Raw genomic sequence first — 22,592 nt, 5'->3', positions numbered from 1 at the left:
AGCATTCGCTTCCGTGCAATATGTTCGATCATGCGTCAAACGCATTGCCCCTCTACGTTGACCGTTAATTTCAAAGGTCGTCCAAACCCTCGATCTCCCGGCGGATGTCGTCAAGCCGCTTACCCTGATAAGTCCATGCCCAAGGTCCTGACACGTTGTCCCATTCAAGTCCCAATGACTGTACTGCCTGAAGAGCCGCTCGGCTGATGGAAAGAACCTGGCCAAGGTATTCGACGTGATTATTTTCATCGACTGTCCGACACACGATGCTGCTGTCTCGTTCAAGCTGCAGCTCCGTCCCGGGTTTGATGCCAATCATTGAAAACTTGAACCGCCCTCTTCGCTTGGCAGCCTCCACCTCTGCTTTCACCTCGGAAGCAGTCTCGGAGGTCTCGGGCAGGTTCTCGAAGATCTCCTCGCCAATCTTAATTTCCGTTTTCGCTCCGACGAGAAGGGCGGCCCTGACACGTTCGGGCGCAATCCGAAAAAACTCGCGGCTCTTGCTTACTCGATGGTCTCCAAAAGCGTCATGAAGTTGCCTCTCGACAAACCTGCAATCTGAAACCTCGCAAGCATAGAACACCTCAAATGGAAGCGGTACGCCCGTCTGAAAAAGGCTCCGGACGCGCGTCGCCAAATCGCTTTGGGTGCAGCCAATCTTTACTATTCCGGGCATAGCCCCGTTCGTTAGGACGTAGACAATTTCGGCCATCTTTCGCTTTCAGTTCCGTTCGCCCTAGCGGTTGAGGAATTGGTCAATCACGGGCCGCATTGATCGCGTTTACCCGATCAACCTGCCTGCCGGCACGCTCTTGATTTAATCTGAACAGCTCAGAAAGAACCTCGGTCTCGCTGATATCGGCGGCCCATTGGTACGCGCCTGCGACAGCAGCATCCAGTTCTGCATGCGCACTCACAAGCCAAGCGGGAGGTTCATTATAGAGCGCGGTCAACGTCCGACTGGATAGCTCACGCGCTGCGTCGGGGCCATTTGGAAGAGCTCTGGCTGGAAAGCCGGATACCACTTCAGCAGTTCGCGTGACGCGATTTTCTGGATAAAGCCATGCAACGCGTAGTTCATTCAGCCTGCGAGCCGCCTGCTCGATCCTCTCTGCAGAGGGATGAGCTCTCGCTTCTGAGAGTGGCACATCCGGTGTCATGCCAGCAGGAAAAGGAAACGTCGCGAAGGTGCTTGTGTGAGTGTAGCGCGGACGATCCTCCAAATCGGAACCCTTCCGTAACGCCCAAAGCTCGTGAAAGCGATTGTGCAAAAGCCCGAACATCAGATCGTCCTCTCGCGGAACGACGATCAGATTTTTATCCGGAAGCACCGGGTAGGAGAGCCAGACAAAAAGCCGGTGCTGCGCCGTTTCTGGAGTGACAATATATCGGCTCAAGCGCTCAATTCTTGATCTCATATCGGGACGAGGGCGCCATGGCTGCCACCATGGATAGCTCTCGCTGGAACTGCCACTTTCCTTTCTTAGTGTCTCTAGAAGCTTTCCATTCTCATCGGGAGTTGTCGACAAATGAGCAGGGCAGCTCATAAAGCGCGGCCTCTTTCCGCGAGCATCCAGCGGGGAGATCAATGAACCATACATCACGCGGCCTCCCCGCAACGTCGTCGCCATTCCAGTACGGCTTCAAAATCTCAACGTTGCTCTTTCCGTTCGGATTTGTCGGGGCGAGCATCCATTTTCGGGCTATCTCGCCAGATACATCGAACGGGCCGCTCTTTTGAATTCCCAAAAACGCAGCGCTTCTGTTTTCTGGCAAAGCCTTTGCGAGGGTCAGATTTAGGCCCGTTGTGAGATCGGGATTGATCGAGCCTACAACCCCCCGTTCAATCTAGTCTCTAGATTATCACTTTCGCCGAAACAAATGAGCGAAACGTCAACCGCGGCGCCGTCAACCGTCCATTGCTCTTCATTCCAGGCTTCATAGATGCGAGTTGTGGCCGCGATCCGCTGCATGACGGGAAGATTAGTGTTCTTTCGGATCGAGTTTGTAGCCACCAAGCCTGCCCTCTTGACTGCTCCTTTCTCAATTAGCTCGCGTGCTCGTTCAAACCAGTAGCAGACCAGATCTGTAAATCCCGGCAACCGGTCCGTATACAGTGCACGAATGGCCTCTGTTTCCGCGACGCCCAAGCGACGCTTCATGAGCTTGGCGCCGAGGTACGGCGGGTTACCTACGATCACATCCGCTGCCGGCCAAACTGCATGCTGCCCCTCTTCATCAATGATTGCATTCGCGCGCCGTATGTTCTGCAGTGGCTTCAGGATGGGCTTGCGACCGACGTCGAAGCCGTTACGGCGCATCCATTGAATTTCACCGATCCAAACCGACACCCGCGCTAGCTCCGCGGCATACGGATTTAGCTCTATTCCAAATAGCGCTTCTGGACCGATCGATGGGAAACTGGGAGGGAAACCGAGCAGCTCGGCTTCAACGGCAACTCGACGCTCCACGTTCTTTAGCTCAACAAGCGCGATGTAGAGGAAGTTTCCAGATCCGCAGGCCGGGTCGAGTACACGAAAGCTTCGCAGCTTCGCCTGAAACTGCCTCAACTCACCTTCAGCTCTTTGCCGCGCGTCGACGAGCACCTTGTCCGCGGAGCGCAAGCTCGCGCGGACGGCATCCAATGTTCTTACTCTTCGCTGCTTCGGCAGTTCCTCGAACAGTTCTAGCTGTGGACGTTTCGCGAGATGCGATCTCACCGCTCGGATTTCTTCCTGCAATTCCGGGAATGAGGACGCATTCTCAACAGCAATGTCAACGTTTCGCTCGGCCGGGTCGAGATAGCTCCTAATCCCAGACTTGATGAGGTCCCATTCTCCGAGTAGAGGGCGCGTAATCACCGGCTCGATAATCATCATTATCTTGTCGCGATCCGTGTACTCCGAACCGGTTTCCGAGCGCTTGTCGGGATCTAGTCCGCGAACAAAAAGGGTGCCAAAGATTGAAGGATCGATCTCGCTCCAGTCAAGGTTCGCGGCTCGCAGGCAAATTTCGATTTCATCTTCATGCAAGTCGAGGCTTTCGCCGTCATCGAACAGGCCTCCGTTGAACCACTCGATCTGCTCGAAACCAACCGCTAGCCCGTCCTTCATCGCAGCAAACAACGTTGAGGCGTGGCGTCGAAATTGCGTTGGCTCCGCTTGCGCCGCTTGCAGCATGCGCAAGAACATCTTGTTTGGAAGCAGCTCGGCATCTTCCGCAAACATGCAGAACACTAATCGGTTTACGAAGTGGGCAACCGCAGTTGGCTCGAGGCCTCGGGTACGCAAGCGCTGCGCTAGCGCAGCAAATTCCGCCGCGGCCTCCTCCGTTAGGGTCTGCCGTGTCTTTCCCGGTCGGAGGCGCTCGGGGTCGGTGAAAACCCACTTCAGTTGCTCGCGGACCTTCGCATCGCGAAGATCCTCCAGTTTGAACTCGTGACTTTGCGAAACGGTATTGGTCCAGTTCGTCTGAATGCGAAACTGGTTCATGTCGGAAACCACCAAAAGCGGGGGGTTCTCGAGCGCGAGTGCATACTGCTGGAGCTGCGCGAATGCAGCGGTCAGGTCTTTGCGCTTGCCCTTGTACTCCCAGCCGAAATGATCACGCTTCCAGACATCCGCCCAACCTTCGCCACCGGTCGTCTTGGTTGCTCCGCGCTCGAAAGCGTACCACTCGCCTTTCGGATCCGCGTCGCTTGGGGTCGGCTCCCCTAGAAGGCGGCATAGGTCGATGAAGTGGGACTGCGCAGCCGCACGCTCCGTAAGTTCGGCGTTTCGCCACTTCGTTATGAATTGGTCTGGTGTCAACTCGGCTGCCCCCCGCAACAGTTCATCTTATTGCACCTACATCTTGTAGTCGCAACCAAAACGAGCCGGAGATATGTCCCGGAGAAGCCGCTCGAAGGCGCAGCTATGTTTCGACCTTGTCGCAAGGTGCTCGAGCTGCGGTGGACTAAGGCTGGGGACTTCCAATTGATCGCCTAAGAGCCGGGCGAAGGGGAAGAGCTGCTCGACCGGCTCGCGAACGTGTTCTGAGCCAATAGCTGCTGCCCAATTCGCCGGATCAGATGAAGCTGGGTCCGGTGCGATGCTGTCTATCGCCCCGCTTTCTTTTTGTCTCAACGGGGGTCGCCAGCGACGCGAGATGGTGCACGAATTTACTTCGGTCAGCTACACTCGCCCAGTTCACAAGCTCCGCTCCCTGATGAGCAGCCGCCTCTAAAGACGGCATAGCTACCCGCTCGAGGGAGGCGGATGCTTCGTACACCAGACGTGCGCTTGTACCTTCGCCAAACTTCATGCGAGCACGCTCAAGGACGAGAGCTGCCACTCCGATTTCAGAGACCGCCTTGCGGAAGGTGCTCTCGTCTCCCGACGCGTCGACGGTTTCAACAACGTGATACGCGCCATTCTTTAGTACCAGATCAGCAGTCAGGCCTTCGGCGACTTCGTATTGCGAGACAATTCGATGGGACGAGAGATCCTCGTGCCTCTTGGCCAGCACCTTCTCGTCGCGGAAGATGCGCTTCATCTGGGTGAGCAGCTTCGAGCGCTTTTCCTTCGATCGCAGCGGCGCTGGCTCTGCGTCGACCAGAGCCTTCAAAATTGCTGCGACACGCGTTTCGTAAGACGAAGCCCCCTCAGCCTCGAAAACGCCGAACTTCGACAGCGTCAGCGGTCCGAGCTTCGACAAGAATTTCAGGCGATCGCTAAACTCCGCTCCGCCGTCTCGGAGCTTTTGGTCGAGCGTGGACATACCTTCGAGGGCGCGCTGCACGTCGTCGGGATCGATCGCTGCTGAAATGGCTCGCACCTTCTCAAGTCGCCTGCCGACGCGAATGTCCAAGCGATCTTCATTGAAGATCACCACTCCGACGTTTAAGCGCTCCCCGCGATCCTCTTCGGTCGCGAGCTGAACCACCGAAAATTTATAGGAGGGAGCCATCACTCAAGCCCTTCCGAACACCATCTATCCGCGACCGTCGCACAACGCTTGTCCATACGTCCATAAATTCCGCTCGAAGCGGCGCCGACAGCCAGTCTGGCGGCATCTGGTTGATAATCCCCTCAACCGACACAGGTCCCAACGCTGCTAAGGCGTCGAGCACGGAATTCGCAGCTACTGGGTCGAAACCATGAAGTTGCCTGAGCAGCCCACCGCACAATCGCGTGTTGCACGCCGGTGGAGGGTAGCCATTCCAGGGCCAGTGCCAGAAGAGCGCGCGGCTGAAATCGAAGGTGTACAGCCGCCGAACGCCGTTGTCGTTGACGGAAAGGTAGTTGTCGAGGTGCCGGTCGTCGTTAAACAGCACCAGGTCGAGCGCATAGATTTTCGACAGCAGTGAGCCGAGCCCCGGCAGGTTCTGACCGACATTTCCTATGGATGGCGAGGTCAGAAACGCCTGCGTTTCGATCCGGCTGGCGACACTCGGAACGCGCCGCGATCCGAACACCACCTCTCCGGAGAGCATTTCCATTGTCACCGCGCCTGGCGACGTGACACCGACAGCCTCCGCGATGTGCGTCGAAATCCACTCGCTCGCGCGCACCGGCCGGCCGTGCGCATCGCCCTTCACATAGTACCGAAACCCGTCATCGGCTTCGACGCTACCCAGGCTGTCCGCGCTCTGGTCTGCGGGCGGGTACTGGATGACGGCTCGGCGGTGGAAGAATTGGAGCTGGTTCATGCGGTGCCGACAAGGTGCCTACATGACCCGAGACCGTCTGCGCGCCACCCGAGCCTCCCAGTCCATCCTATTGATTTTATTCTTAAAAATGGTCGGAGCGAGAGGATTTGAACCTCCGACCCCTAGTCTCCCAGACTAGTGCGCTAACCGGGCTGCGCCACGCTCCGAATGCCGTTCCATTAGCTAGGATCGCCGCTTTGTGCAAGGCGCCCGCACCAAATTGGTGTCGGCTCAAATTCCCGGAACTGCCCGCAAAGCCGGCCGAGCGGCCCTACCCGTCCTTCAGCGCCTGATCCAGCATCTCACGGCAGGCAACGAGGTCGGCGAGCGCCCGCCCTAGCCGCTCCCGGTCCAGCGCGCTGGGGCCGGCCGGCGCGGCGGCAGTGCCGCCCTTGCGGAAGGTGGTGAGGATGTCCTCGTCGTCGATCTCGGCGAAGCGGAAGTCGATGCCCTCCTCTTCGTCGCCCTGGTAATCGTCATCGTCGCTGTCGGTGACGCCCTTGATCGGCGCCTCGTCGTCGGGCTCCATCAAGCTCGCGCCGATGGCGTCCTCGATGGCCCCGAACGAGACCGCGGCGGCGCTGTCGGCGAGGCCCTGCACCGATTTGACGCCGTGCTCTTTCAGGATCCGCTGCACCCCGCGGATGGTGTAGCCCTCCCCGTAGAGCAGGCGGCGGATGCCCTTGAGCAGGTCGACGTCGTCGGGGCGGTAGTAGCGGCGGCCGCCGCTGCGCTTCATCGGCTTGATCTGGGAGAACCGCGTCTCCCAGAACCGCAGCACGTGCTGCGGAATGTCGAGTTCCTGCGCTACTTCGCTGATGGTTCGGAACGCATCCGGCGCCTTGTCCAAATGCCAATCCTTTCCGAAAGGCGGTTACGCCTCGGGTTGAGCCTTGCTGGCGTCGCCGTTGGTGCGGTGCTGGGCGTTGATCCGCTGCTTCAGGATCGCCGACGGCTTGAACACCATCACGCGGCGCGGCGAGATCGGCACCTCGGTGCCGGTCTTCGGATTACGGCCGATACGCTGACCCTTCTTGCGCACCATGAAGGAGCCGAACGAGGACAATTTCACCGTCTCGCCCTTCTCAAGGCAGTCGGTGATCTCCTTGAGCACGAGTTCCACGAAGGCGGACGATTCCGTGCGCGACAGGCCCACCTTCTGGTAGACGGCTTCGCACAGATCGACACGCGTTACGGTTTTGCTTTGATCGGTCATCGCCCTGCCCCACATCACGGCGAACAATTGTTGTCTGAAATTAGGAGCTTACGATACAACGGTCAACAGCGCTCATCAATGCAGACGCATCGATAATCGCGCTGATTCCGGCAAAATTTTATCGACTGTTGCTACCAGCGCACGAGCGCGGAGCCCCAGGTGAAGCCGCCGCCCATGGCCTCCAGGAGAACCAGGTCGCCCTTCTTGATGCGGCCGTCCCTGCGTGCCACCGACAGCGCCAAGGGAATCGAAGCCGCCGAGGTGTTGCCGTGGCGGTCCACTGTCAGCACCACCTTCTCCGGCGCGATGTGCAGCTTGTGGGCGGAAGCGTCGATGATTCGCTTGTTGGCCTGGTGCGGCACGAACCAGTCGATGCTGTCGGCGTTGAGCCCGGTCGCCTGGAAGGCATCGACGATCACGTCCGTGATCATGCCGACCGCATGCTTGAAGACCTCACGGCCCTCCATGCGCAGATGGCCGACGGTCTGTGTCGAGGACGGCCCGCCGTCGACGAACAGCTTTGCCTTGTGGCGGCCGTCGGAGCGCAGATGCGTGGTCACGATGCCGCGGTCGGTCGCCGCATTGCCCGGCTGCTCCTGCGCCTCCAGCACGACAGCGCCGGCGCCGTCGCCGAACAGCACGCAGGTGCCGCGGTCGTTCCAGTCGAGGATGCGCGAGAAGGTCTCGGCGCCGATCACCAGCGCGCGCTTATAGGCGCCGGTGCGCAGGAAATTGTCGGCGGTGGCGAGCGCGAACACGAAGCCGGAGCAGACCGCCTGGAGGTCGAACGCCGCGCCATGGTTGATGCCGAGCCCGTGCTGCACGGCGACCGCGGTTGCGGGGAACGTATTGTCCGGCGTCGAGGTCGCCAGCACGATCAGCTCGATCGATTGCGCGTCCACGCCTGCATCGCTCAGCGCAGCCTGCGCCGCCCGCAGCGCCAAGTGCGAGGTGAACTCGCCCTCAGCCGCGATGTGCCGTTCACGGATGCCGGTGCGCTGTACGATCCACTCGTCGGAGGTGTCGATGCGCGCCGCCAATTGGGCGTTGGTCACCACCTGCTCCGGCAGATAAGAGCCGCAGCCGAGCACGACCGAACGAATTTTCGTCACGAAACAGCCTCCTGCGCGGCCTGCACGGAACTGAGTGCACCACCCTCGCGGTTGAGCATCTGATTGATCTTGTTCAGGAGATCGTAGTGAGCCATCTCATAGCCAACATCGATCGCATAGGCAAAGCCTTCGGCGCTGATTCCGCCATGGCTCTTGACCACTAGTCCCTTCAGACCCAGGAACACGCCGCCATTCGACTTGTTTGGGTCCATCTTGTCGCGCAGGGCCTGAAAAGCGCTGCGCGCAAACAGATAGCCGAGCTTGGACAGCCAGCTCCGCTGCATCTCGTTACGGAGTAATTCCGCCATCTGCCGTGCGGTTCCCTCGGCGGCCTTGAGCGCGATGTTGCCGCTAAAACCTTCGGTCACGATGACGTCGGCCAGCCCCTTGCCGATGCCGTCGCCCTCCACGAAGCCGATATAGTCGAGCTCCGGCAGGTTCCTCGCACGCAGGATCTCGCTGGCCTCGCGGATCTCCTCATGGCCCTTGATCTCCTCGGCGCCGATGTTGAGCAGCCCGACCGTGGGCCGCGTCTTGTCGAACAGCACGCTCGCCATGGCCGCGCCCATGAGCGCGAGCGACACCAAATGGTGGGCGTCGCCGCCGATGGTCGCACCGAGGTCAAGCACGACGGACTGGCCACGCTTGGTCGGCCATATTCCGGTGATCGCCGGGCGGTCGATGCCCGGCAGCATGCGTAGGTGGAAACGCGCCATCGCCATCAGCGCGCCGGTGTTGCCGGCGGAGATCGCAACATCCGCCTCGCCCTTTTTCACGGCATCGATCGCGAGCCACATCGAGGAGGTTTTGCGGCCGCGCCGCAACGCCTGGCTCGGCTTGTCCTCCATGCTGACCGCGACGTCGGTATGGATGATCTTCGAGGCGGCCTTGAGCGCGGGGTGCTTTTCGAGCTCGGGCTCGATCTTGGCGCTGTCCCCGACCAGCAGGAATTCGCTATCGCGGTGCCTGCCAAGCGAGATGGCAGCGCCGGGAATGACCACGGCGGGGCCGACATCGCCTCCCATGGCGTCCAGCGCGATGCGAATCTTGCTTAGCATGAAAGTCCTGGAACCTGGTCTCGTGCGGTCTTGAGCTAGTGGGGCCGCAAATGGGTTCGCCACGGACATGGCGATTGGCCGAGCGCCACGCCGCACCCGGACGGGCCGCGACAATAGCGTTTTGTACCCCCGAAACAACCTCTTGCCCCCAGCCTTTTGCATTCAGGACGATCCGCGAGCGGACCGACAAATCAGGCCGGAAACGCATTGAAATCAAACGGATGAAACCGTTCTTCAAACCATCGCAGCAAACGGCTTGTGCCCGGTCCGAAGCGGTCCCGCCGCAAATGCCGAGCTATTTGCCCTTTTTCTTGTCCTGCAGGGCCTTCAGGGCTGCGAAGGGATGGTCCTCGGGATCGAGGGCGGTGACGTCCGCCTCGAACACGGCCCCCTCCTTGCGCGGGTAGGGATCGATCGCCAGAAACAGCGCGTCAGTGGCGAGACGGCCGAGGTCGATGATGCCATTGACGATCGCCTCCGGCGGGTCGGCGACCGCAGGCAGCGCCTCGTCGTCCCGCCCCTCTTCGATCAGGTCGGCCAGCCGGCGCGCCTCGGCTTCGGGGGCGAACATCATGTCCACCTCCTCCTCGATCTCGCTCTCGATTGGATCGAGCGTGACGACGCAGGTCTGGCCGATCCGGCCGCGGACCAGCCCCGTGACCTGGATCCGCCCGCCGCTTTTCGGCACGACATCGAAGCTGGCATGGGCGGACAGGATCTCCCGCAGGCCTGCGAGCTCGGCCATGGCCTGCCGTTCGGCCGCCGAGGCCTCGAGTACGCGATGCAGGCCGGTGTCGGGGACCTGCGCCACGATGACGGGCGCCCGCCAGGGATCGGGCTCGGATCCGGTCGTCGGTCGGCTCATGGCGTGACATCCTCTGGGAGGGCCGGGGGAAACTTGAAGGACGCGCGCAAGAGCGCGGCCTCGTCGGTCCGGCCGAGATCGGCTTCCGTGTCCCGAGCATAAGCCGCGAGCCTCTTCGCCTGATCCATGCCGGTCCCGTTCAAGATATTCTTGCAGATCGACGATGCCAGCGCCTCGCCGCCGCCCTCCATGGCCTGATCATAGGCCTGGACGCGGCCATAGAAGGCCTCGCCAAAAGCCCGCATCCGCTTCGGTACGGTCTGGTCCCCCACCCCCATCTCGCGCAGATTGTCGTCCATGTCCTCGCAGAACCGATCGAACAGCGCCTGCGACAGCTCGGTGGCGCCCTGGACCGTCCGCAGGCGGCGCAGCAGCAGCCAAAGATGCAGCAGCAACAGGTCGAAACGCCCGTTAACCGTATCCGGCACGCCCAAGTCACGGTAAAATATGGGTTCTCGCGCCTGCGTCACGATCATGCCATAGATGGCCTCGATGGTGCCCCGCGGGGCTAGCCGGGGTTTCCTGAAGTGATTGAACGGCCAAAGCATTGTGGTTTCCGCAAGCGGGCGCGCGCGTGTTGCATTCAGAGCCTCCGCCCGGTACTTCAGCGCCTCGTGCGACGCAAGGGGACGGAATCAGTTCCGCAATGACGATAACGAACCAGACCAGCCAGCGCGCACGTCAGCGGCGCGGCCTTTACGCACGCTGGCGCGGCCTGCGCATGCTCGCGGCCGCGACCCTGGTCGGCGCGGCGCTTGCGGGTTGCACCGGCGAGCAGTTCCAGAAGGGCTACATCCTGCCGCCTGGGGCACTGGAGCAGATTCCGATTGGCGCGAGCCAGGACCAGGTGCTGATCGTGATGGGCACGCCCTCCACCGTCGCGACCCTGGACGGCGAGGTGTTCTACTACATCTCCCAGCGCTCCGAGCGCCCCGTCGCCTTCATGAACCAGAAGGTGGTCGACCAACGCGTGATCGCGATCTATTTCGACAAGAACCGGCGCGTGCGCCGGCTGGCGAATTACGGCCTTCAGGACGGCAAGATCTTCGACTTCATCAGCCGCACCACGGCGACGTCGGGTCAGGAGATGAGCTACCTCGCCCCGCTATTCAAGCTGCTCAGCTTTAACTGAGCCCTTAGAGCGTTTTCGAGCCAAGTGGATACCGGTTCGCGTAAAGAAAACGCGTGAAACAAGAATCTGGAACCCGTTCCGATTGCACCGGAATCGGCTCGAGCCTGCGGCGTCGTGCCGTTTCGTGCGACTTGCCGTCGCGCGTCGGGTTCCCTACGCTCGCTGCAAAACGAGAAGCAGGGAGTGGATTCGTGCCCAAGACTTTTTTGTCCCGTCGTGGTGTGCTCGCTGGCGCTGCCGGCCTCTCGGCCGCAGCAATCCTGCCGCGATCGAGCCTGGCCGACTGGAAGCCCACCGAGAACGTTCGCCTCGTCGTGCCGGCGGCGGCTGGCGGCTCGACCGACGTCATGGGCCGGCTCCTGGCCGCGCATCTGCAGACTGCCTGGGGCCAGTCGGCGGTCGTGGAGAACCGCTCGGGCGGTGGCGGCACTATTGGTACAGCCGAGGTGGTCCGCGCCAAGCCCGATGGTCACACCATCCTGATCGGCAATCCGGGGCCGAACGCGATCGCCTACAGCATTTTCAAGAACCTCACCTACAAGCCGGACCAGCTCCAGCCGGTCTCCAACATGATCCGGATTCCGAACATCGTCTCGGCGCATCCGAAGACCGGCATCAAGTCGATTCCCGAGCTGATCGCGTACCTGAAGGCCAATCCGGACAAGCTCAGCTACGCCTCCTCAGGCGTCGGCCAGAGCCCTCACCTCACCGGCGCCTGGTTCCTCCAGCTCACCGGGTTGAAGATGACCCACATCCCATTCCGCGGCGCGGGCCCCGCACTCCAGGCCGCGCTCGCGGGCGACATCCAGATCCTGTTCGACAATCTCTATCCGAGCCTGCCGCAGGTGCAGAACGGCACGCTCAACGGCCTCTGCGTCACCACGACCGAGCGCAGCGAGCTCGCGCCCAATCTGCCGACCATGCGCGAGAGCGCGCCGGAGCTGGCGAACTTCGACGTCTCCTCCTGGTTCGCCGTCTTCCTGCCGAAGGGCGTCCCTGCGCCCGTGCTCGAAGCGCTCAATCTCCAAGTGAAGGCGATGCTGGAGCGCGACGACATCAAGAAGCAGATCGCCGCCATGGGGGCCCGCGCCGACTACGGCACGCCGCAGCAATTCGCCGTCTTCGTGGATGCCGAGACAAAGAAGTTCGCCGCGATCATCCAGAAGGAAGGCCTGCAAATGGACGTGCAGTAACGCACAGCGTCATTCCGGGGCGGCTCCAACGAGCCGAACCCGGAACCTCGAGATTCCGGGTTCGGTCCTGCGGACCGCCCCGGAATGACAATGAGAAAGAAAACCCCGCGGCTCGCGCCGCGGGGTTTTGTCTCGTTCCACTTCCGCCGCTCAATGCGCCAAGATCGCCAGCAGCAGCAAGGCCACGATGTTCGTGATCTTGATCATCGGGTTCACCGCGGGGCCGGCCGTATCCTTGTAGGGATCGCCGACAGTGTCGCCGGTCACCGCCGACTTGTGGGCATCACTGCCCTTGCCGCCGAAATGGCCGTCCTCGATGTACTTCTTGGCGTTGTCCCAGGCGCCGCCGCCCGAGGTCATGGAGATCGCGACGAACAGGCCCGTCACGATTACGCCGAGCAGCATCGCGCCCACCGCCGAGAACGCCGCCGACTTGCCGGCCGCACCTCCGCCCGCGATCGCGTAGATCAGGAAGTAGACGACGATGGGCGACAGCACCGGCAGCAGCGAGGGGATGATCATCTCCTTGATCGCCGCTTTCGTGAGCAGATCCACCGCCTTGCCGTAGTCCGGCTTGTCGGTGCCCTGCATGATGCCGGGCTTCTCGCGGAACTGCCGGCGCACCTCTTCCACGATCGCGCCGGCCGCACGGCCGACGGCCGTCATGCCCATCGCGCCGAACAGATACGGCAAGAGGCCGCCGAACAACAGGCCCACCACCACGTAGGGATTGTTGAGCGAGAAGTCCGGATTGACGCCGGCGAAGTAGGGATGGCGCGCGGAGTCGGCAACGAAGAACTTGAGGTCCTGGTTGTAGGCCGCGAACAGCACCAGCGCACCGAGACCGGCCGAGCCGATCGCGTAGCCCTTCGTCACCGCCTTGGTGGTGTTGCCGACCGCGTCGAGCGCGTCGGTCGACTTGCGCACCTCCTTCGGCAGGCCCGCCATCTCGGCAATGCCACCGGCATTGTCGGTGACCGGACCGAATGCGTCGAGCGCGACGATCATGCCGGCCAGCGCCAGCATGGTGGCGGTCGCGATCGCGATGCCGAACAGCCCGGCGAGGCTGTAGGTGACCAGGATGCCCGCGATGATGACGATCGCGGGCAGCGCGGTCGCTTCCATCGAGACGGCGAGGCCCTGGATCACGTTGGTGCCGTGGCCGGTCACCGAGGCCTGGGCGATCGACTTCACCGGTCGATAATCGGTGCCGGTGTAGTATTCGGTGATCCAGATGATCAGCGCCGTGACGACGAGGCCGACCACGCCGCATTCGAACAGAGCCATGCCGGTGTAGTCGACGCCGTCGAGCTTGCCGAAGCCGATCAAGTAGTAGATCACCAGCGCGATGCCTATCAGGGACAGGATGCCGGTCGCGATCAGGCCCTTGTAGAGCGCGCCCATGATCGACTGGCTTGGCCCGAGCTTGACGAAGAAGGTGCCGATGATCGAGGTGATGATGCAGATGCCGCCGATCGCGAGCGGCAGCGTCATCATGTTGGCGAGGATCGGCGTCTTTGCGAAGAAGATCGCCGCCAAGACCATGGTGGCGACCGCGGTCACCGCATAGGTCTCGAACAGGTCGGCGGCCATGCCGGCGCAGTCACCGACATTGTCGCCGACATTGTCGGCGATCGTGGCGGGGTTGCGCGGGTCATCCTCGGGGATGCCGGCCTCGACCTTGCCGACGAGGTCGCCGCCGACGTCGGCCCCCTTGGTGAAGATACCGCCGCCAAGACGAGCGAAGATCGAGATCAGCGAGGCGCCGAAGCCGAGCGCCACCAGAGCGTCGACGACGACACGGCTGTCAGGCGCGAGCTTCAGCGAGTGGACCAGGAAGGCGAAATAGAGGGTCACGCCCAGCAGGGCGAGACCGGCGACCAGAAGGCCAGTGATGGCGCCCGCCTTGAAGGCGAGCTCCAGGCCGCCGGCGAGCGAGGTCGTCGCGGCCTGGGCAGTGCGCACATTGGCGCGGACCGAGACGTTCATGCCAATGAAGCCGGCCGCCCCCGACAGGATGGCGCCGATGGCAAAACCGATCGCGACATAAACCCCAAGGAAATAGGCAAGCAGCACGAAGATGACGATGCCGACGAGACCGATCGTGGTGTACTGGCGCCGCAGATACGCCTGTGCACCTTCGCGCACCGCTCCTGCGATCTCCTGCATGCGCGGCGACCCCGCATCCGCGCTCAACACCGAAGACGTCGCCCAAATCGCGTAGACGACGGAAAGCACTCCGCAGAGTACTATCAACCATAATGCTGTCATGTGATTTTTTGCCTCAGATCCTTGATGTACCCCCGGCGCCTTTTGTTCTCCGTCGTGCGGTGCGGCGCCTTGATTTTGAACAAAGCCGCCCTTGCCCGAAGGGGCGGCCCCAGTCGGTTGCGAGCTTGCCAAAATCAAATTGAGGGTGCAACGCCGGATAAGGCCGAAACAGCCGATCTCGGCAGGTATTTAGGCCAGGCCCTGAGCGTCTGGCGCCGGCTTGGAGCGATTCCTAGAAATGGCTGTACGAAAGGCGCTTCAAAGTCAATTCCTGCCCCTGCCCATCAAGGAAGCGCGGCGGCTCTTGGCCCGCAACAATCGTGCCGATCGCCGTGACGGCAAGGCCAGCCGCCCGCCCCGAGGCGATCAGCGCATCGCTTTGCGCCGGCGGCGCGGTGCACAGCACCTCGTAATCGTCGCCACCGGCCAGTAGCGTCTGGATGCCAACGGCCATCCGCGCGACCAGGCCAGCTGCCGCAGCCGATAGCGGTACGTTCGCCACGTCGACGGTGGCCGAGACACCGGACGCTGCGCAAAGTTTGGCGAGATCGCCCGCAAGCCCGTCGGAGACATCCATCGCGGCGGTTGCGTGATCGCGCACGGCCTGCGCCAGCGCGTTGCGCGGCCGCGGCACGCGATAGCGCGAGACCAGAAAATCCCGTGCGGCGGGATCGGATGTCAGCGCGCCGGCCGCAGCGCCGCCGGTGAGCACGTCGAGGCCGAGCGCGGCATCGCCGATCGTTCCCGTCACCAGAATGCGCTCGCCCGGCCGCGCGCCGATGCGACCGACCATTCGTCCTTGCGGGACGCGGCCGAAGGCGGTGATCGAGATCATCTGCGGCCCCGGCGTCGACACCGTGTCGCCGCCGAGCAGCGGGCACGCGAAGCTCTTGGCGTCCTCGCCGAGCGCATCCGCAAACGGCCGCAGCCAGGCATCCTCCCTGTTGCGCAATGCCAGCGTCAGCACGAATCCGGCTGGGACCGCGCCCTTGGCCGCGAGATCGGACAGGTTCACCCGCAGCGCCTTGCGCGCGATGGTGTCAGGGGGATCAATGGCAAGATAATGCACGCCCTCCACCACCGCGTCGGTGGTGACGACGATGTCCTCGCCAGCCGATCTCAGGATCGCGGCATCGTCGACCAGTCCGAACGCGCCGGGATCGATCGCCAGCGGCTTGAAATAACGCGCGATAAGGGAGTCTTCGCCAGAGAGATTTTGCGTGTCTGCCATCGGCGCCAGCCTCACCCCTCTCTGTCATCGCCCGGGAAAAGCGCGAAGCGCGTCATCAAAAAAGCCACCGGGCGATCCGGTATTCCAGAGACGGTCGGGCGACATCGATAGGCCGCGGCGTACTGGATTCGCCGGTGATGACGCCGGTATATGGGGCAATCATATCGCATCACTTCACCACCCCAGGGTATCGCTACCCACGCCCGAACTCGTCACCGCGAAACTGGCGGCCGATCTGGTCGAGGACTGCGTTGACCATGCCGGTCTCCTCGCGGTCGACGAAAGCGTTGGCGACGTCGACATATTCGGAGACCACGACGCGGCCCGGGACGTCCTTGCGGTGCTGGAGCTCATAGGCCCCGGCCCGCAGCACTGCACGCAGGATCGCCTCGATCCGCTTCAGGGGCCAGCCCTTCGACAGCGCCTCGTCGATCAGCGGATCGAGCTTCTTCTGGTCGCGCACGACGCCGGAGACGACGTCGCGGAAGAAGGCGGCCTCCGCCGGAAGGTACGTATCGCCCTCGACCTCGTTGCCGAGCCAGTGGCTCTCGAACTCCGCAAAAATGTCGTTGATGCCCGCACCGGCGATGTCCATCTGGTAGAGCGCCTGGACGGCGGCGAGCCGCGCCGCGCCGCGGCGGTTCGCCTTCTTCTCCGGAGCACCCGCCGGCTTTTTGTTGTTGTCGGCCATGGCTCAGGCCTGCGCCAGACGGCGTTTGATGCGCAGCATCGCAAGCGCGGCACGTGCGGCATCGCCGCCTTTGTTGAGCTCGCTGGCGCGTGCCCGCGCCCAGGCCTGCGCTTCGGTGTTGACGGTGAGAATGCCGTTGCCGAGCGGCAGCTTTCGCGCCACGGCAAGATCCATCAGCGCGCGCGAGGATTCCTGCGAGACGATCTCGAAATGAATGGTGTCGCCGCGGATGACGCAGCCGAGCGCGATCACTGCGTCATAGGGCTTGCCGTTCGCCGCAGCCGCGTCGACCGCGATGGCGACCGCCGCCGGAATTTCCAGCGCGCCGGGAACCGTGATGACGTCATGCGTCAGGCCGGCCGCCTTCAGCTCGGCGATTGCGCCGTGGAGAAGCGCGTCCTGGAGATCGTCATAGAACCGCGCTTCGACAATCAGCGCGCGGGCGCCGGAAATGTCGGTCTGGTCTTTCAGGGGTGCGCGCCGCGCGTCTGCCATCGTTCAATCCGTTTCGAAAGGGTCGGCGCTATGTAGTCGCCGGAAGCAGGTAAGCCAAGTTCTAAAGACATGGTCATTCCCGGGCGGCTCGAAGAGCCGAACCCGGAATCTCGAGATTCCGGGTTCGATGCTAACGCATCGCCCCGGAATGACGGCTACGCCGTCATTTCCGTCAGCCGCGCCGCGTAGCGAGCCATCAGATCGACCTCGATATTGACCTCGTCCCCCGCTTTCCAGCCGCCGATCGTCGTCACCGTCAGCGTGTGCGGGATGATAAGCACCGAAAAGGTCACGTCCTTCACTGTATTGACGGTCAGCGAGACTCCGTCGAGCGTGATCGAGCCCTTGGTGGCGATGAAGCGCGCCAGCTCGCGCGTCGTCGAGAGCTCGAACCTCGCCATCTCGGGCAGGTCCTCGCGGCTGAGCAGCGTCGCGACACCGTCGGCATGGCCGGCGACGATATGACCGCCGAGCTCGTCGCCGATCTTCAGCGCCCGCTCGAGGTTCAGCCGTGTGCCGACCTTCCAGTGTTTTGCGGTCGTCAGCGCCAGCGTCTCGGCGGCGGCATCGACGTCGAACCACGTCTTGCCCGCCTGAACGCCGGAGGCGACCACGGTGAGGCAGACGCCGTTGCAGGCGATCGAGGCGCCATCGGCGATGGTGGCGCGATCATAATTGCAGGCGATGCGCAGACGGTGCAGCTGCCCCTGCGCCGTCGGCGTGAAACTGACGATCTCGCCGATATCGGTGACAATGCCAGTGAACATTACGAGCGCTCGTAAACGGTGAGAGTATCCTTGTCGAATGTCTCGCTAGCATGAACCTTGTAGGCCCGCGACTGCGTGATTTTCGACAGGGGCAATGCATCGAGCGCATCGACGCCGCCAGAGCCCACCTCTTCCGTGCCGCGGAACAGCCAGATTTCGTCGGCGAGGTCGGCCGCGACGAAGGACGCGGCGACACGGCTGCCGCCTTCGACCATCAGCCGCGTGATGCCTTTCTCAGCCAGCGCATGCAGCACGGCCGTGAGATCGAGTCCTGATGCACCGACCGACGGCACACGCAACATTTGCGCACCGGCCGCGCCAAGCCGTGTGGCGGCTGCGGCTTCGGCGAGTTCAGAACTCACCACCCAGAGCGGTGTTTCTCGCGCAGTGCGGACAAGCTTGCTCGCGCCGGGAATGCGCAGGCTCTGATCGAGCACGACCCGCACCGGCGAGCGCGCCCCCATGCCCGGCAGGCGGCAGGTGAGCATCGGATCGTCCGCCAGCACCGTGCCGATGCCGACCAGGATGGCATCGCTCTGAGCGCGCAAGAGGTGCACGCGATTGCGCACCGCCTCGCCGGTGATCGCGACCGGCTTGCCGCCGGCCGCACCGATCTTGTCGTCAGGCGAGACCGCAAGCTTCAGGATCACGTGCGGACGCTTGTCCCGGATGCGACGGAAATGCCCGGCGTGATCGAACGCAGCCTCTGCCGCGCAGAGACCGACGTCCACCGTTATGCCGGCTGCCCGCAAGCGCGCATGACCCTGGCCGCCGACTTCAGGATTGGGATCCTCGATCGCCGCCACGACCCGCGCGATCCCGGCGGCGATCACCGCATCGGCGCAAGGCGGCGACTTGCCGAAATGCGAGCACGGCTCCAGTGTGACGTAAAGCGTGGCGCCGAGCGCCGCTTCGCCTGCCCGCCGCAAGGCTTCGGGCTCGCCATGCGGCCGCCCGCCAGGCTGTGTCCAGCCGCGACCGACGATCACGCCGTCCTTGACGATGACCGCGCCCACGGCCGGATTAGGCCAGGTGCGGCCCTGCCCGCGGCGCCCAAGCGCCAGCGCAAGCTGCATGAAGCGGAGATCCGCATCCTTGGCCTCACGGGCCTTCTGCGCGAACTGATCTTCCAGGATGCGGAAGATCATTTGCGGATCGCGGCGAGCCGCGCTTCCTCCTCACCGGAGAGCTCGCCGAGCACGTCGGCGAAATCCTTGGCCTCGCGGAAATTGCGGTAGACGGAAGCAAAGCGCACATAGGCGACGTCGTCGAGCGTGCGCAGATGCTCCATCACGGTCTCGCCGATCACCTCGGAGGAGATCTCCGCCTCGCCGCCGGTCTCGAGCTCGCGCACGATGGTGGAGACCATCTTCTCCACCCGTTCCGGCTCGACCTGCCGCTTGCGCAGTGAGATCTGCACCGAGCGCATCAGCTTGTCGCGGTCGAACGGCACGCGGCGGCCGTTGCGCTTGATCACTGTGAGCTCGCGCAGCTGCACGCGCTCGAAGGTGGTGAAGCGGAAATTGCAGGCGACGCACACGCGCCGCCTGCGGATGACGGACGAATCCTCGGTCGGACGCGAGTCCTTTACCTGCGTATCGAGACTGTTGCAGTTCGGGCAGCGCATCCGTGTACCTTGACCTTACTGGTAGATCGGGAACCGGTCGGTGAGCGCCTTGACCCGTTCCTTGATCGCCGCTTCCACGAGCGGCGCCTTGCCGTCGTCGGATTGTGCGATCGCGTTGAGCACTTCGGCGATCATGCCGCCGACCTGCTGGAATTCGGCGACACCGAAACCGCGGGTGGTCGCGGCCGGAGTGCCGAGGCGGAGGCCGGAGGTGACGAACGGCTTTTCGGGATCGAACGGAATGCCGTTCTTGTTGCAGGTGATGGCGGCGCGGACCAGCGCCTTCTCCGAGACGTTGCCCTTCAGGCCCTTCGGCCTGAGGTCAACGAGCATCAGATGGTTGTCGGTGCCGCCCGAGACAATATCGAACCCATGGCTCTTCATCGCCTCGGCCAGCGCCTTGGCATTCTCGACGACGTTCTTGGCGTAGACCTTGAAGTCCGGACGCAGCGCTTCGCCGAAGGCGACCGCCTTCGCCGCGATCACATGCATCAGGGGACCTCCCTGCAGGCCCGGGAAAATCGCCCCGTTTAGCTTCTTGGTCAGCGTCTCGTCGTTCCAGAGCATCAGGCCGCCACGCGGACCGCGCAGCGATTTGTGCGTCGTGGTGGTGGTGACGTGGGCATAGGGCACCGGCGAGGCGTGCACGCCGCCGGCGACGAGGCCGGCGAAGTGAGCCATGTCGACCAGCAGATACGCGCCGACACTATCGGCGATCTCGCGGAAACGCTTGAAGTCCCAGGCGCGAGAATAGGCCGAGCCGCCCGCGACGATCAGCTTCGGCTTGACCTCTTCGGCCTGCTTGGCGACCGCGTCCATGTCGATGATCTGGTCCTCGCGGCGCACGGTGTAGTGCGCGGCCTTGAACCACTTGCCGCTCATGTTGACGGGCGAGCCGTGGGTGAGATGGCCGCCGGCCGCAAGATCAAGTCCCATGAAGGTGTCGCCCGGCTGGAGCAGCGCCAGGAACACCGCCTGATTCATCTGGCTGCCAGAGTTCGGTTGCACGTTGGCAAAGTTGGCGCCGAACAGCTTCTTGGCGCGATCGATCGCAAGGTTTTCGGCGACGTCGACCCACTCACAACCGCCGTAGTAGCGCGCGCCCGGATAGCCTTCCGCATATTTGTTGGTCATCACCGAACCCTGCGCTTCCAGCACGGCCCGGCTGACGATGTTCTCGGAGGCGATCAGCTCGACCTCATGGCGCTGCCGGCCCAGCTCGCCCTTGATGGCGGCGGCGATGTCCGGGTCGGCCTGCTCGAGCGAGGCGGTGAAAAACGAATCGGGCGCGGAAGCGGTTTTGGCTGAGGTCATCTTGCGAATATCTCCACCGCCGCAGCCTGTTGGCGGGCTACGGGCGGGTCTGGTGTGGCGGTCGGAAGCAATGCGCGATCTACCACATTGCCCGCTCCCGGCCAAGCATTTGCGGGTCGGGCCTGAGATTTGTGCAAGATATGGTGGGGATTGGAGGTTTTCGGCATTGGAGCGGTTTCATAGAACCGCTCCTCCGCGAATGTCCGGACAGGACCACTTTGGACCGCACGTCGCGCCAACGGCCGGCGGCCGCAGCCGGCGTCGTTTTAGAGCCCGGTATACCCCGCTTTCACGGGGTCCACGCTGCCGTCGAGCTGCCGCAGATAAGTCAGGCCGCAGACCGTCAAGCGGTGCGGGTCCTTCTCGCCGGCCTCCATCAAAGTATTGAGATAGTTCGTGACCTTGGCCCGTGCCTCCTCGCTTGCCGCCGCGGTGCGGTTGGCGAGCAGGTCATAGGTCTGCATGATGCGGTCGATGGCGGCTTCCATGGCACCCTCTGGTTCTCTCGAATTTTGGGAGTTTTGATCAGGCAACCGCTCGAGCCTCGGACTGCATCTCAAACCTGGTGATCGCCTTGTTGGCGAGCCTGATCTTGTTGAATTCGCCCTGCTGGAGCAGCTTGACGATGATCCCGAGCAGGCGCTCGTCGGTGACGAGGGAATCTGGGATCGCGCCGGAGCGGCGAAGGTAGTTGGCGGCAATGGCGTAGGCTTCGCTCACAAGTTCCACGTTCAGCGCCTGAAGCCCACGCTCGACCAGCATCGACGTTTCTCCGATCCGAAGGAGATAAGCGCCGAGCCCGGAACTGGTTCCTCACGGCGAGACATTTTCTTCGCAGCGCAAAAAGTAAAGCGCACCGGTCCGGACGAATCCGGGCCGGCGCTCTGGGGAAGTTGAGGCACGTTCGGGCGGTTTGCCGGTCTTGTTTGGGGCCGGCTTGGCCTTAATCCCTTGGAACTCAGAGCCGATACAGGATCTGGTCGGTCCAGAACCGCTCGAGGCGGTGCAGCGACTTGTTGAGGGTCGAGAACTCCTCGCCCGAGATGCCGCCGACCTGCTCCACCGTCTTGACGTGCTTCTGGTAGAGCGCATCGACTATGCGGCGGACTTCCTGGCCCTGCGGGGTCAGGCGGATGCGCACCGAGCGGCGATCAACGCGCGACCGCTGATGATCGAGGAAACCGAGCTCGACGAGCTTCTTCAGATTGTAGGAGACGTTGGAGCCGAGATAGTAACCGCGCGTGCGCAGCTCGCCCGCGGTCAGCTCCTTGTCACCGATGTTGTAGAGCAAGAGCGCCTGGACCGAGTTGATGTCCGCACGGCCGCGGCGATCGAACTCGTCCTTGATCACGTCGAGGAGCCGGCGATGCAGCCGCTCCACCAGAGTCAAAGCTTCCAGATAGAGCGACTGCACCGAACCCTGCTGGCCGGAGACGCGCTCTGCGGTATCTGCCGCAGTTGCGACGGCTTTCATCATGACACTTCCCCTGTTGTCGTTTTTATCGACACTTATTCGACGAAACTTGTGTCCCGCCTGATAGGTGCAACTTAAGGGGCTCGTTTGAAGAACGGCTTAAATAAGAGAATAAAGAGATCATGAATTTAAGACAGTGAATTGCGGATTAAGCCTGTACTACAAGCACTTTTCGCAACACTCTGTTGACCCTCGCAAGGTCCTGTTCACCCTCCGTCCGCCCCCTTGTCGCATTCCAGCACAGCGGCGCCCCGTTTCGAAACGCGGGCGTAACAGCTGTGGCGGAACAATGCTGGTCAACGAAAACTTACCGCAAATTTTAGGCAACCAACGGTCAACCAAGTGCAACATCTCTTGTCCCGACAAGCGCCGCGAAGCAGGGCGCAGAGCCGGGACTCAGATGCCATAATCGGGACCGTAAAAAGATGCGGCGCGGCTCTACAAGCATTACGCCGCA

At 62.6% G+C, this 22,592-nt stretch carries 24 protein-coding genes and 1 tRNA gene; 2 read left to right on the top strand and 23 right to left on the bottom strand.

Features of this window, described 5'->3' with window-relative positions; genetic code table 11:
• Nucleotides 1-70: 70 nt before the first annotated feature.
• The 12 genes from IVB01_RS12280 to IVB01_RS12225 form a co-directional block, all read right to left on the bottom strand.
• On the bottom strand, nucleotides 71-712 hold the full coding sequence (locus IVB01_RS12280; RefSeq protein WP_247494560.1) for a GIY-YIG nuclease family protein: 642 nt from the start codon (nucleotides 710-712) through the stop codon (nucleotides 71-73).
• Between the two features lie 43 nt (nucleotides 713-755).
• Nucleotides 756-1,397: a hypothetical protein gene (locus IVB01_RS12275; RefSeq protein ID WP_247494559.1), complete on the bottom strand. Its 642-nt coding sequence runs from the start codon at nucleotides 1,395-1,397 to the stop codon at nucleotides 756-758.
• A gap of 432 nt (nucleotides 1,398-1,829) precedes the next feature.
• Nucleotides 1,830-3,809, bottom strand: coding sequence for a DNA methyltransferase (locus tag IVB01_RS12270; protein ID WP_247494558.1), 1,980 nt, complete (start codon nucleotides 3,807-3,809; stop codon nucleotides 1,830-1,832).
• A gap of 256 nt (nucleotides 3,810-4,065) precedes the next feature.
• Nucleotides 4,066-4,947, bottom strand: a complete 882-nt coding sequence (locus tag IVB01_RS12265; protein WP_247494594.1) for a DUF3037 domain-containing protein — start codon at nucleotides 4,945-4,947, stop codon at nucleotides 4,066-4,068.
• Nucleotides 4,931-5,689, bottom strand: coding sequence for a hypothetical protein (locus IVB01_RS12260; protein WP_247494557.1), 759 nt, complete (start codon nucleotides 5,687-5,689; stop codon nucleotides 4,931-4,933). Before IVB01_RS12260 ends, IVB01_RS12265 begins: the two co-directional genes overlap by 17 nt.
• An 89-nt stretch (nucleotides 5,690-5,778) precedes the next feature.
• A tRNA-Pro gene (locus IVB01_RS12255) sits at nucleotides 5,779-5,856 on the bottom strand.
• Nucleotides 5,857-5,960: 104 nt separating this feature from the next.
• Nucleotides 5,961-6,539 carry a MerR family transcriptional regulator gene (locus tag IVB01_RS12250; RefSeq protein ID WP_247277078.1) on the bottom strand — a complete coding sequence of 193 codons (579 nt, stop codon included), beginning with the start codon at nucleotides 6,537-6,539 and terminating at the stop codon, nucleotides 5,961-5,963.
• Nucleotides 6,540-6,563: 24 nt separating this feature from the next.
• The gene (locus tag IVB01_RS12245) at nucleotides 6,564-6,905 is read right to left on the bottom strand and encodes an integration host factor subunit alpha (protein WP_018456841.1); all 342 of its coding nucleotides are present in this window, start codon (nucleotides 6,903-6,905) and stop codon (nucleotides 6,564-6,566) included.
• A 131-nt stretch (nucleotides 6,906-7,036) separates the two neighbouring features.
• Complete coding sequence (locus IVB01_RS12240) at nucleotides 7,037-8,017, bottom strand: beta-ketoacyl-ACP synthase III (protein WP_247277077.1); 981 nt, start codon at nucleotides 8,015-8,017, stop codon at nucleotides 7,037-7,039.
• A complete protein-coding gene (plsX, locus tag IVB01_RS12235) occupies nucleotides 8,014-9,075 on the bottom strand; it encodes a phosphate acyltransferase PlsX (RefSeq protein ID WP_247277076.1) in 1,062 nt (353 codons plus the stop codon). Before plsX ends, IVB01_RS12240 begins: the two co-directional genes overlap by 4 nt.
• Before the next feature lie 295 nt (nucleotides 9,076-9,370).
• Complete coding sequence (locus IVB01_RS12230) at nucleotides 9,371-9,940, bottom strand: DUF177 domain-containing protein (RefSeq protein ID WP_247277075.1); 570 nt, start codon at nucleotides 9,938-9,940, stop codon at nucleotides 9,371-9,373.
• The gene (locus tag IVB01_RS12225; protein WP_247277074.1) at nucleotides 9,937-10,488 is read right to left on the bottom strand and encodes a ubiquinol-cytochrome C chaperone family protein; all 552 of its coding nucleotides are present in this window, start codon (nucleotides 10,486-10,488) and stop codon (nucleotides 9,937-9,939) included. The genes IVB01_RS12230 and IVB01_RS12225 overlap by 4 nt, the downstream gene beginning before the upstream one ends.
• Nucleotides 10,489-10,586: 98 nt before the next feature.
• Between IVB01_RS12225 and IVB01_RS12220 the strand changes: the two genes are divergently transcribed.
• Nucleotides 10,587-11,072, top strand: a complete 486-nt coding sequence (locus IVB01_RS12220) for an outer membrane protein assembly factor BamE (RefSeq protein ID WP_247277073.1) — start codon at nucleotides 10,587-10,589, stop codon at nucleotides 11,070-11,072.
• 191 nt (nucleotides 11,073-11,263) lie between these two features.
• Nucleotides 11,264-12,265 carry a tripartite tricarboxylate transporter substrate binding protein gene (locus tag IVB01_RS12215; RefSeq protein ID WP_247277072.1) on the top strand — a complete coding sequence of 334 codons (1,002 nt, stop codon included), beginning with the start codon at nucleotides 11,264-11,266 and terminating at the stop codon, nucleotides 12,263-12,265.
• A gap of 150 nt (nucleotides 12,266-12,415) precedes the next feature.
• Here IVB01_RS12215 and IVB01_RS12210 read toward each other — a convergent pair whose 3' ends face one another.
• From IVB01_RS12210 to IVB01_RS12160, 11 genes are all read right to left on the bottom strand, one after another.
• A complete protein-coding gene (locus tag IVB01_RS12210; protein ID WP_247277071.1) occupies nucleotides 12,416-14,536 on the bottom strand; it encodes a sodium-translocating pyrophosphatase in 2,121 nt (706 codons plus the stop codon).
• Nucleotides 14,537-14,768: 232 nt separating this feature from the next.
• Nucleotides 14,769-15,767, bottom strand: coding sequence for a thiamine-phosphate kinase (thiL, locus tag IVB01_RS12205; protein WP_247277070.1), 999 nt, complete (start codon nucleotides 15,765-15,767; stop codon nucleotides 14,769-14,771).
• 193 nt (nucleotides 15,768-15,960) lie between these two features.
• A complete protein-coding gene (gene nusB / locus IVB01_RS12200) occupies nucleotides 15,961-16,458 on the bottom strand; it encodes a transcription antitermination factor NusB (protein ID WP_027548253.1) in 498 nt (165 codons plus the stop codon).
• A gap of 3 nt (nucleotides 16,459-16,461) precedes the next feature.
• Nucleotides 16,462-16,953, bottom strand: a complete 492-nt coding sequence (ribH, locus tag IVB01_RS12195; protein ID WP_247494556.1) for a 6,7-dimethyl-8-ribityllumazine synthase — start codon at nucleotides 16,951-16,953, stop codon at nucleotides 16,462-16,464.
• 155 nt (nucleotides 16,954-17,108) lie between these two features.
• Nucleotides 17,109-17,720 (bottom strand): riboflavin synthase, encoded by a 612-nt coding sequence (locus IVB01_RS12190; RefSeq protein ID WP_247277068.1) that lies wholly within the window; start codon nucleotides 17,718-17,720, stop codon nucleotides 17,109-17,111.
• Nucleotides 17,720-18,868, bottom strand: coding sequence for a bifunctional diaminohydroxyphosphoribosylaminopyrimidine deaminase/5-amino-6-(5-phosphoribosylamino)uracil reductase RibD (gene ribD, locus IVB01_RS12185; protein WP_247277067.1), 1,149 nt, complete (start codon nucleotides 18,866-18,868; stop codon nucleotides 17,720-17,722). Before ribD ends, IVB01_RS12190 begins: the two co-directional genes overlap by 1 nt.
• Nucleotides 18,865-19,347 carry a transcriptional regulator NrdR gene (nrdR, locus tag IVB01_RS12180; RefSeq protein WP_011087793.1) on the bottom strand — a complete coding sequence of 161 codons (483 nt, stop codon included), beginning with the start codon at nucleotides 19,345-19,347 and terminating at the stop codon, nucleotides 18,865-18,867. Before nrdR ends, ribD begins: the two co-directional genes overlap by 4 nt.
• A gap of 15 nt (nucleotides 19,348-19,362) precedes the next feature.
• A complete protein-coding gene (glyA, locus tag IVB01_RS12175) occupies nucleotides 19,363-20,661 on the bottom strand; it encodes a serine hydroxymethyltransferase (RefSeq protein WP_247277066.1) in 1,299 nt (432 codons plus the stop codon).
• A gap of 266 nt (nucleotides 20,662-20,927) precedes the next feature.
• A complete protein-coding gene (locus IVB01_RS12170) occupies nucleotides 20,928-21,149 on the bottom strand; it encodes a hypothetical protein (protein WP_014494771.1) in 222 nt (73 codons plus the stop codon).
• 37 nt (nucleotides 21,150-21,186) lie between these two features.
• On the bottom strand, nucleotides 21,187-21,423 hold the full coding sequence (locus tag IVB01_RS12165; RefSeq protein WP_247277065.1) for a hypothetical protein: 237 nt from the start codon (nucleotides 21,421-21,423) through the stop codon (nucleotides 21,187-21,189).
• 196 nt (nucleotides 21,424-21,619) lie between these two features.
• Nucleotides 21,620-22,138 (bottom strand): MarR family winged helix-turn-helix transcriptional regulator, encoded by a 519-nt coding sequence (locus tag IVB01_RS12160; protein ID WP_018320040.1) that lies wholly within the window; start codon nucleotides 22,136-22,138, stop codon nucleotides 21,620-21,622.
• Nucleotides 22,139-22,592: the final 454 nt, after the last annotated feature.

Source organism: Bradyrhizobium sp. 164 (assembly GCF_023073715.1).
GTDB lineage: Bacteria > Pseudomonadota > Alphaproteobacteria > Rhizobiales > Xanthobacteraceae > Bradyrhizobium.
This window is presented reverse-complemented; position numbering and strand designations above follow the sequence as displayed.

What these genes read in the sequence shown, in the direction of transcription:
- IVB01_RS12280 (WP_247494560.1), bottom strand. Translation starts at nt 712, where the DNA reads ATGGCCGAAATTGTCTACGTCCTAACGAACGGGGCTATGCCCGGAATA.
- IVB01_RS12265 (WP_247494594.1), bottom strand. Translation starts at nt 4,947, where the DNA reads ATGGCTCCCTCCTATAAATTTTCGGTGGTTCAGCTCGCGACCGAAGAG.
- IVB01_RS12260 (WP_247494557.1), bottom strand. Translation starts at nt 5,689, where the DNA reads ATGAACCAGCTCCAATTCTTCCACCGCCGAGCCGTCATCCAGTACCCG.
- IVB01_RS12245 (WP_018456841.1), bottom strand. Translation starts at nt 6,905, where the DNA reads ATGACCGATCAAAGCAAAACCGTAACGCGTGTCGATCTGTGCGAAGCC.
- plsX (WP_247277076.1), bottom strand. Translation starts at nt 9,075, where the DNA reads ATGCTAAGCAAGATTCGCATCGCGCTGGACGCCATGGGAGGCGATGTC.
- IVB01_RS12230 (WP_247277075.1), bottom strand. Translation starts at nt 9,940, where the DNA reads ATGAGCCGACCGACGACCGGATCCGAGCCCGATCCCTGGCGGGCGCCC.
- IVB01_RS12225 (WP_247277074.1), bottom strand. Translation starts at nt 10,488, where the DNA reads ATGCTTTGGCCGTTCAATCACTTCAGGAAACCCCGGCTAGCCCCGCGG.
- IVB01_RS12220 (WP_247277073.1), top strand. Translation starts at nt 10,587, where the DNA reads ATGACGATAACGAACCAGACCAGCCAGCGCGCACGTCAGCGGCGCGGC.
- IVB01_RS12210 (WP_247277071.1), bottom strand. Translation starts at nt 14,536, where the DNA reads ATGACAGCATTATGGTTGATAGTACTCTGCGGAGTGCTTTCCGTCGTC.
- thiL (WP_247277070.1), bottom strand. Translation starts at nt 15,767, where the DNA reads ATGGCAGACACGCAAAATCTCTCTGGCGAAGACTCCCTTATCGCGCGT.
- nusB (WP_027548253.1), bottom strand. Translation starts at nt 16,458, where the DNA reads ATGGCCGACAACAACAAAAAGCCGGCGGGTGCTCCGGAGAAGAAGGCG.
- ribH (WP_247494556.1), bottom strand. Translation starts at nt 16,953, where the DNA reads ATGGCAGACGCGCGGCGCGCACCCCTGAAAGACCAGACCGACATTTCC.
- IVB01_RS12190 (WP_247277068.1), bottom strand. Translation starts at nt 17,720, where the DNA reads ATGTTCACTGGCATTGTCACCGATATCGGCGAGATCGTCAGTTTCACG.
- ribD (WP_247277067.1), bottom strand. Translation starts at nt 18,868, where the DNA reads ATGATCTTCCGCATCCTGGAAGATCAGTTCGCGCAGAAGGCCCGTGAG.
- nrdR (WP_011087793.1), bottom strand. Translation starts at nt 19,347, where the DNA reads ATGCGCTGCCCGAACTGCAACAGTCTCGATACGCAGGTAAAGGACTCG.
- glyA (WP_247277066.1), bottom strand. Translation starts at nt 20,661, where the DNA reads ATGACCTCAGCCAAAACCGCTTCCGCGCCCGATTCGTTTTTCACCGCC.
- IVB01_RS12170 (WP_014494771.1), bottom strand. Translation starts at nt 21,149, where the DNA reads ATGGAAGCCGCCATCGACCGCATCATGCAGACCTATGACCTGCTCGCC.
- IVB01_RS12165 (WP_247277065.1), bottom strand. Translation starts at nt 21,423, where the DNA reads ATGCTGGTCGAGCGTGGGCTTCAGGCGCTGAACGTGGAACTTGTGAGC.
- IVB01_RS12160 (WP_018320040.1), bottom strand. Translation starts at nt 22,138, where the DNA reads ATGATGAAAGCCGTCGCAACTGCGGCAGATACCGCAGAGCGCGTCTCC.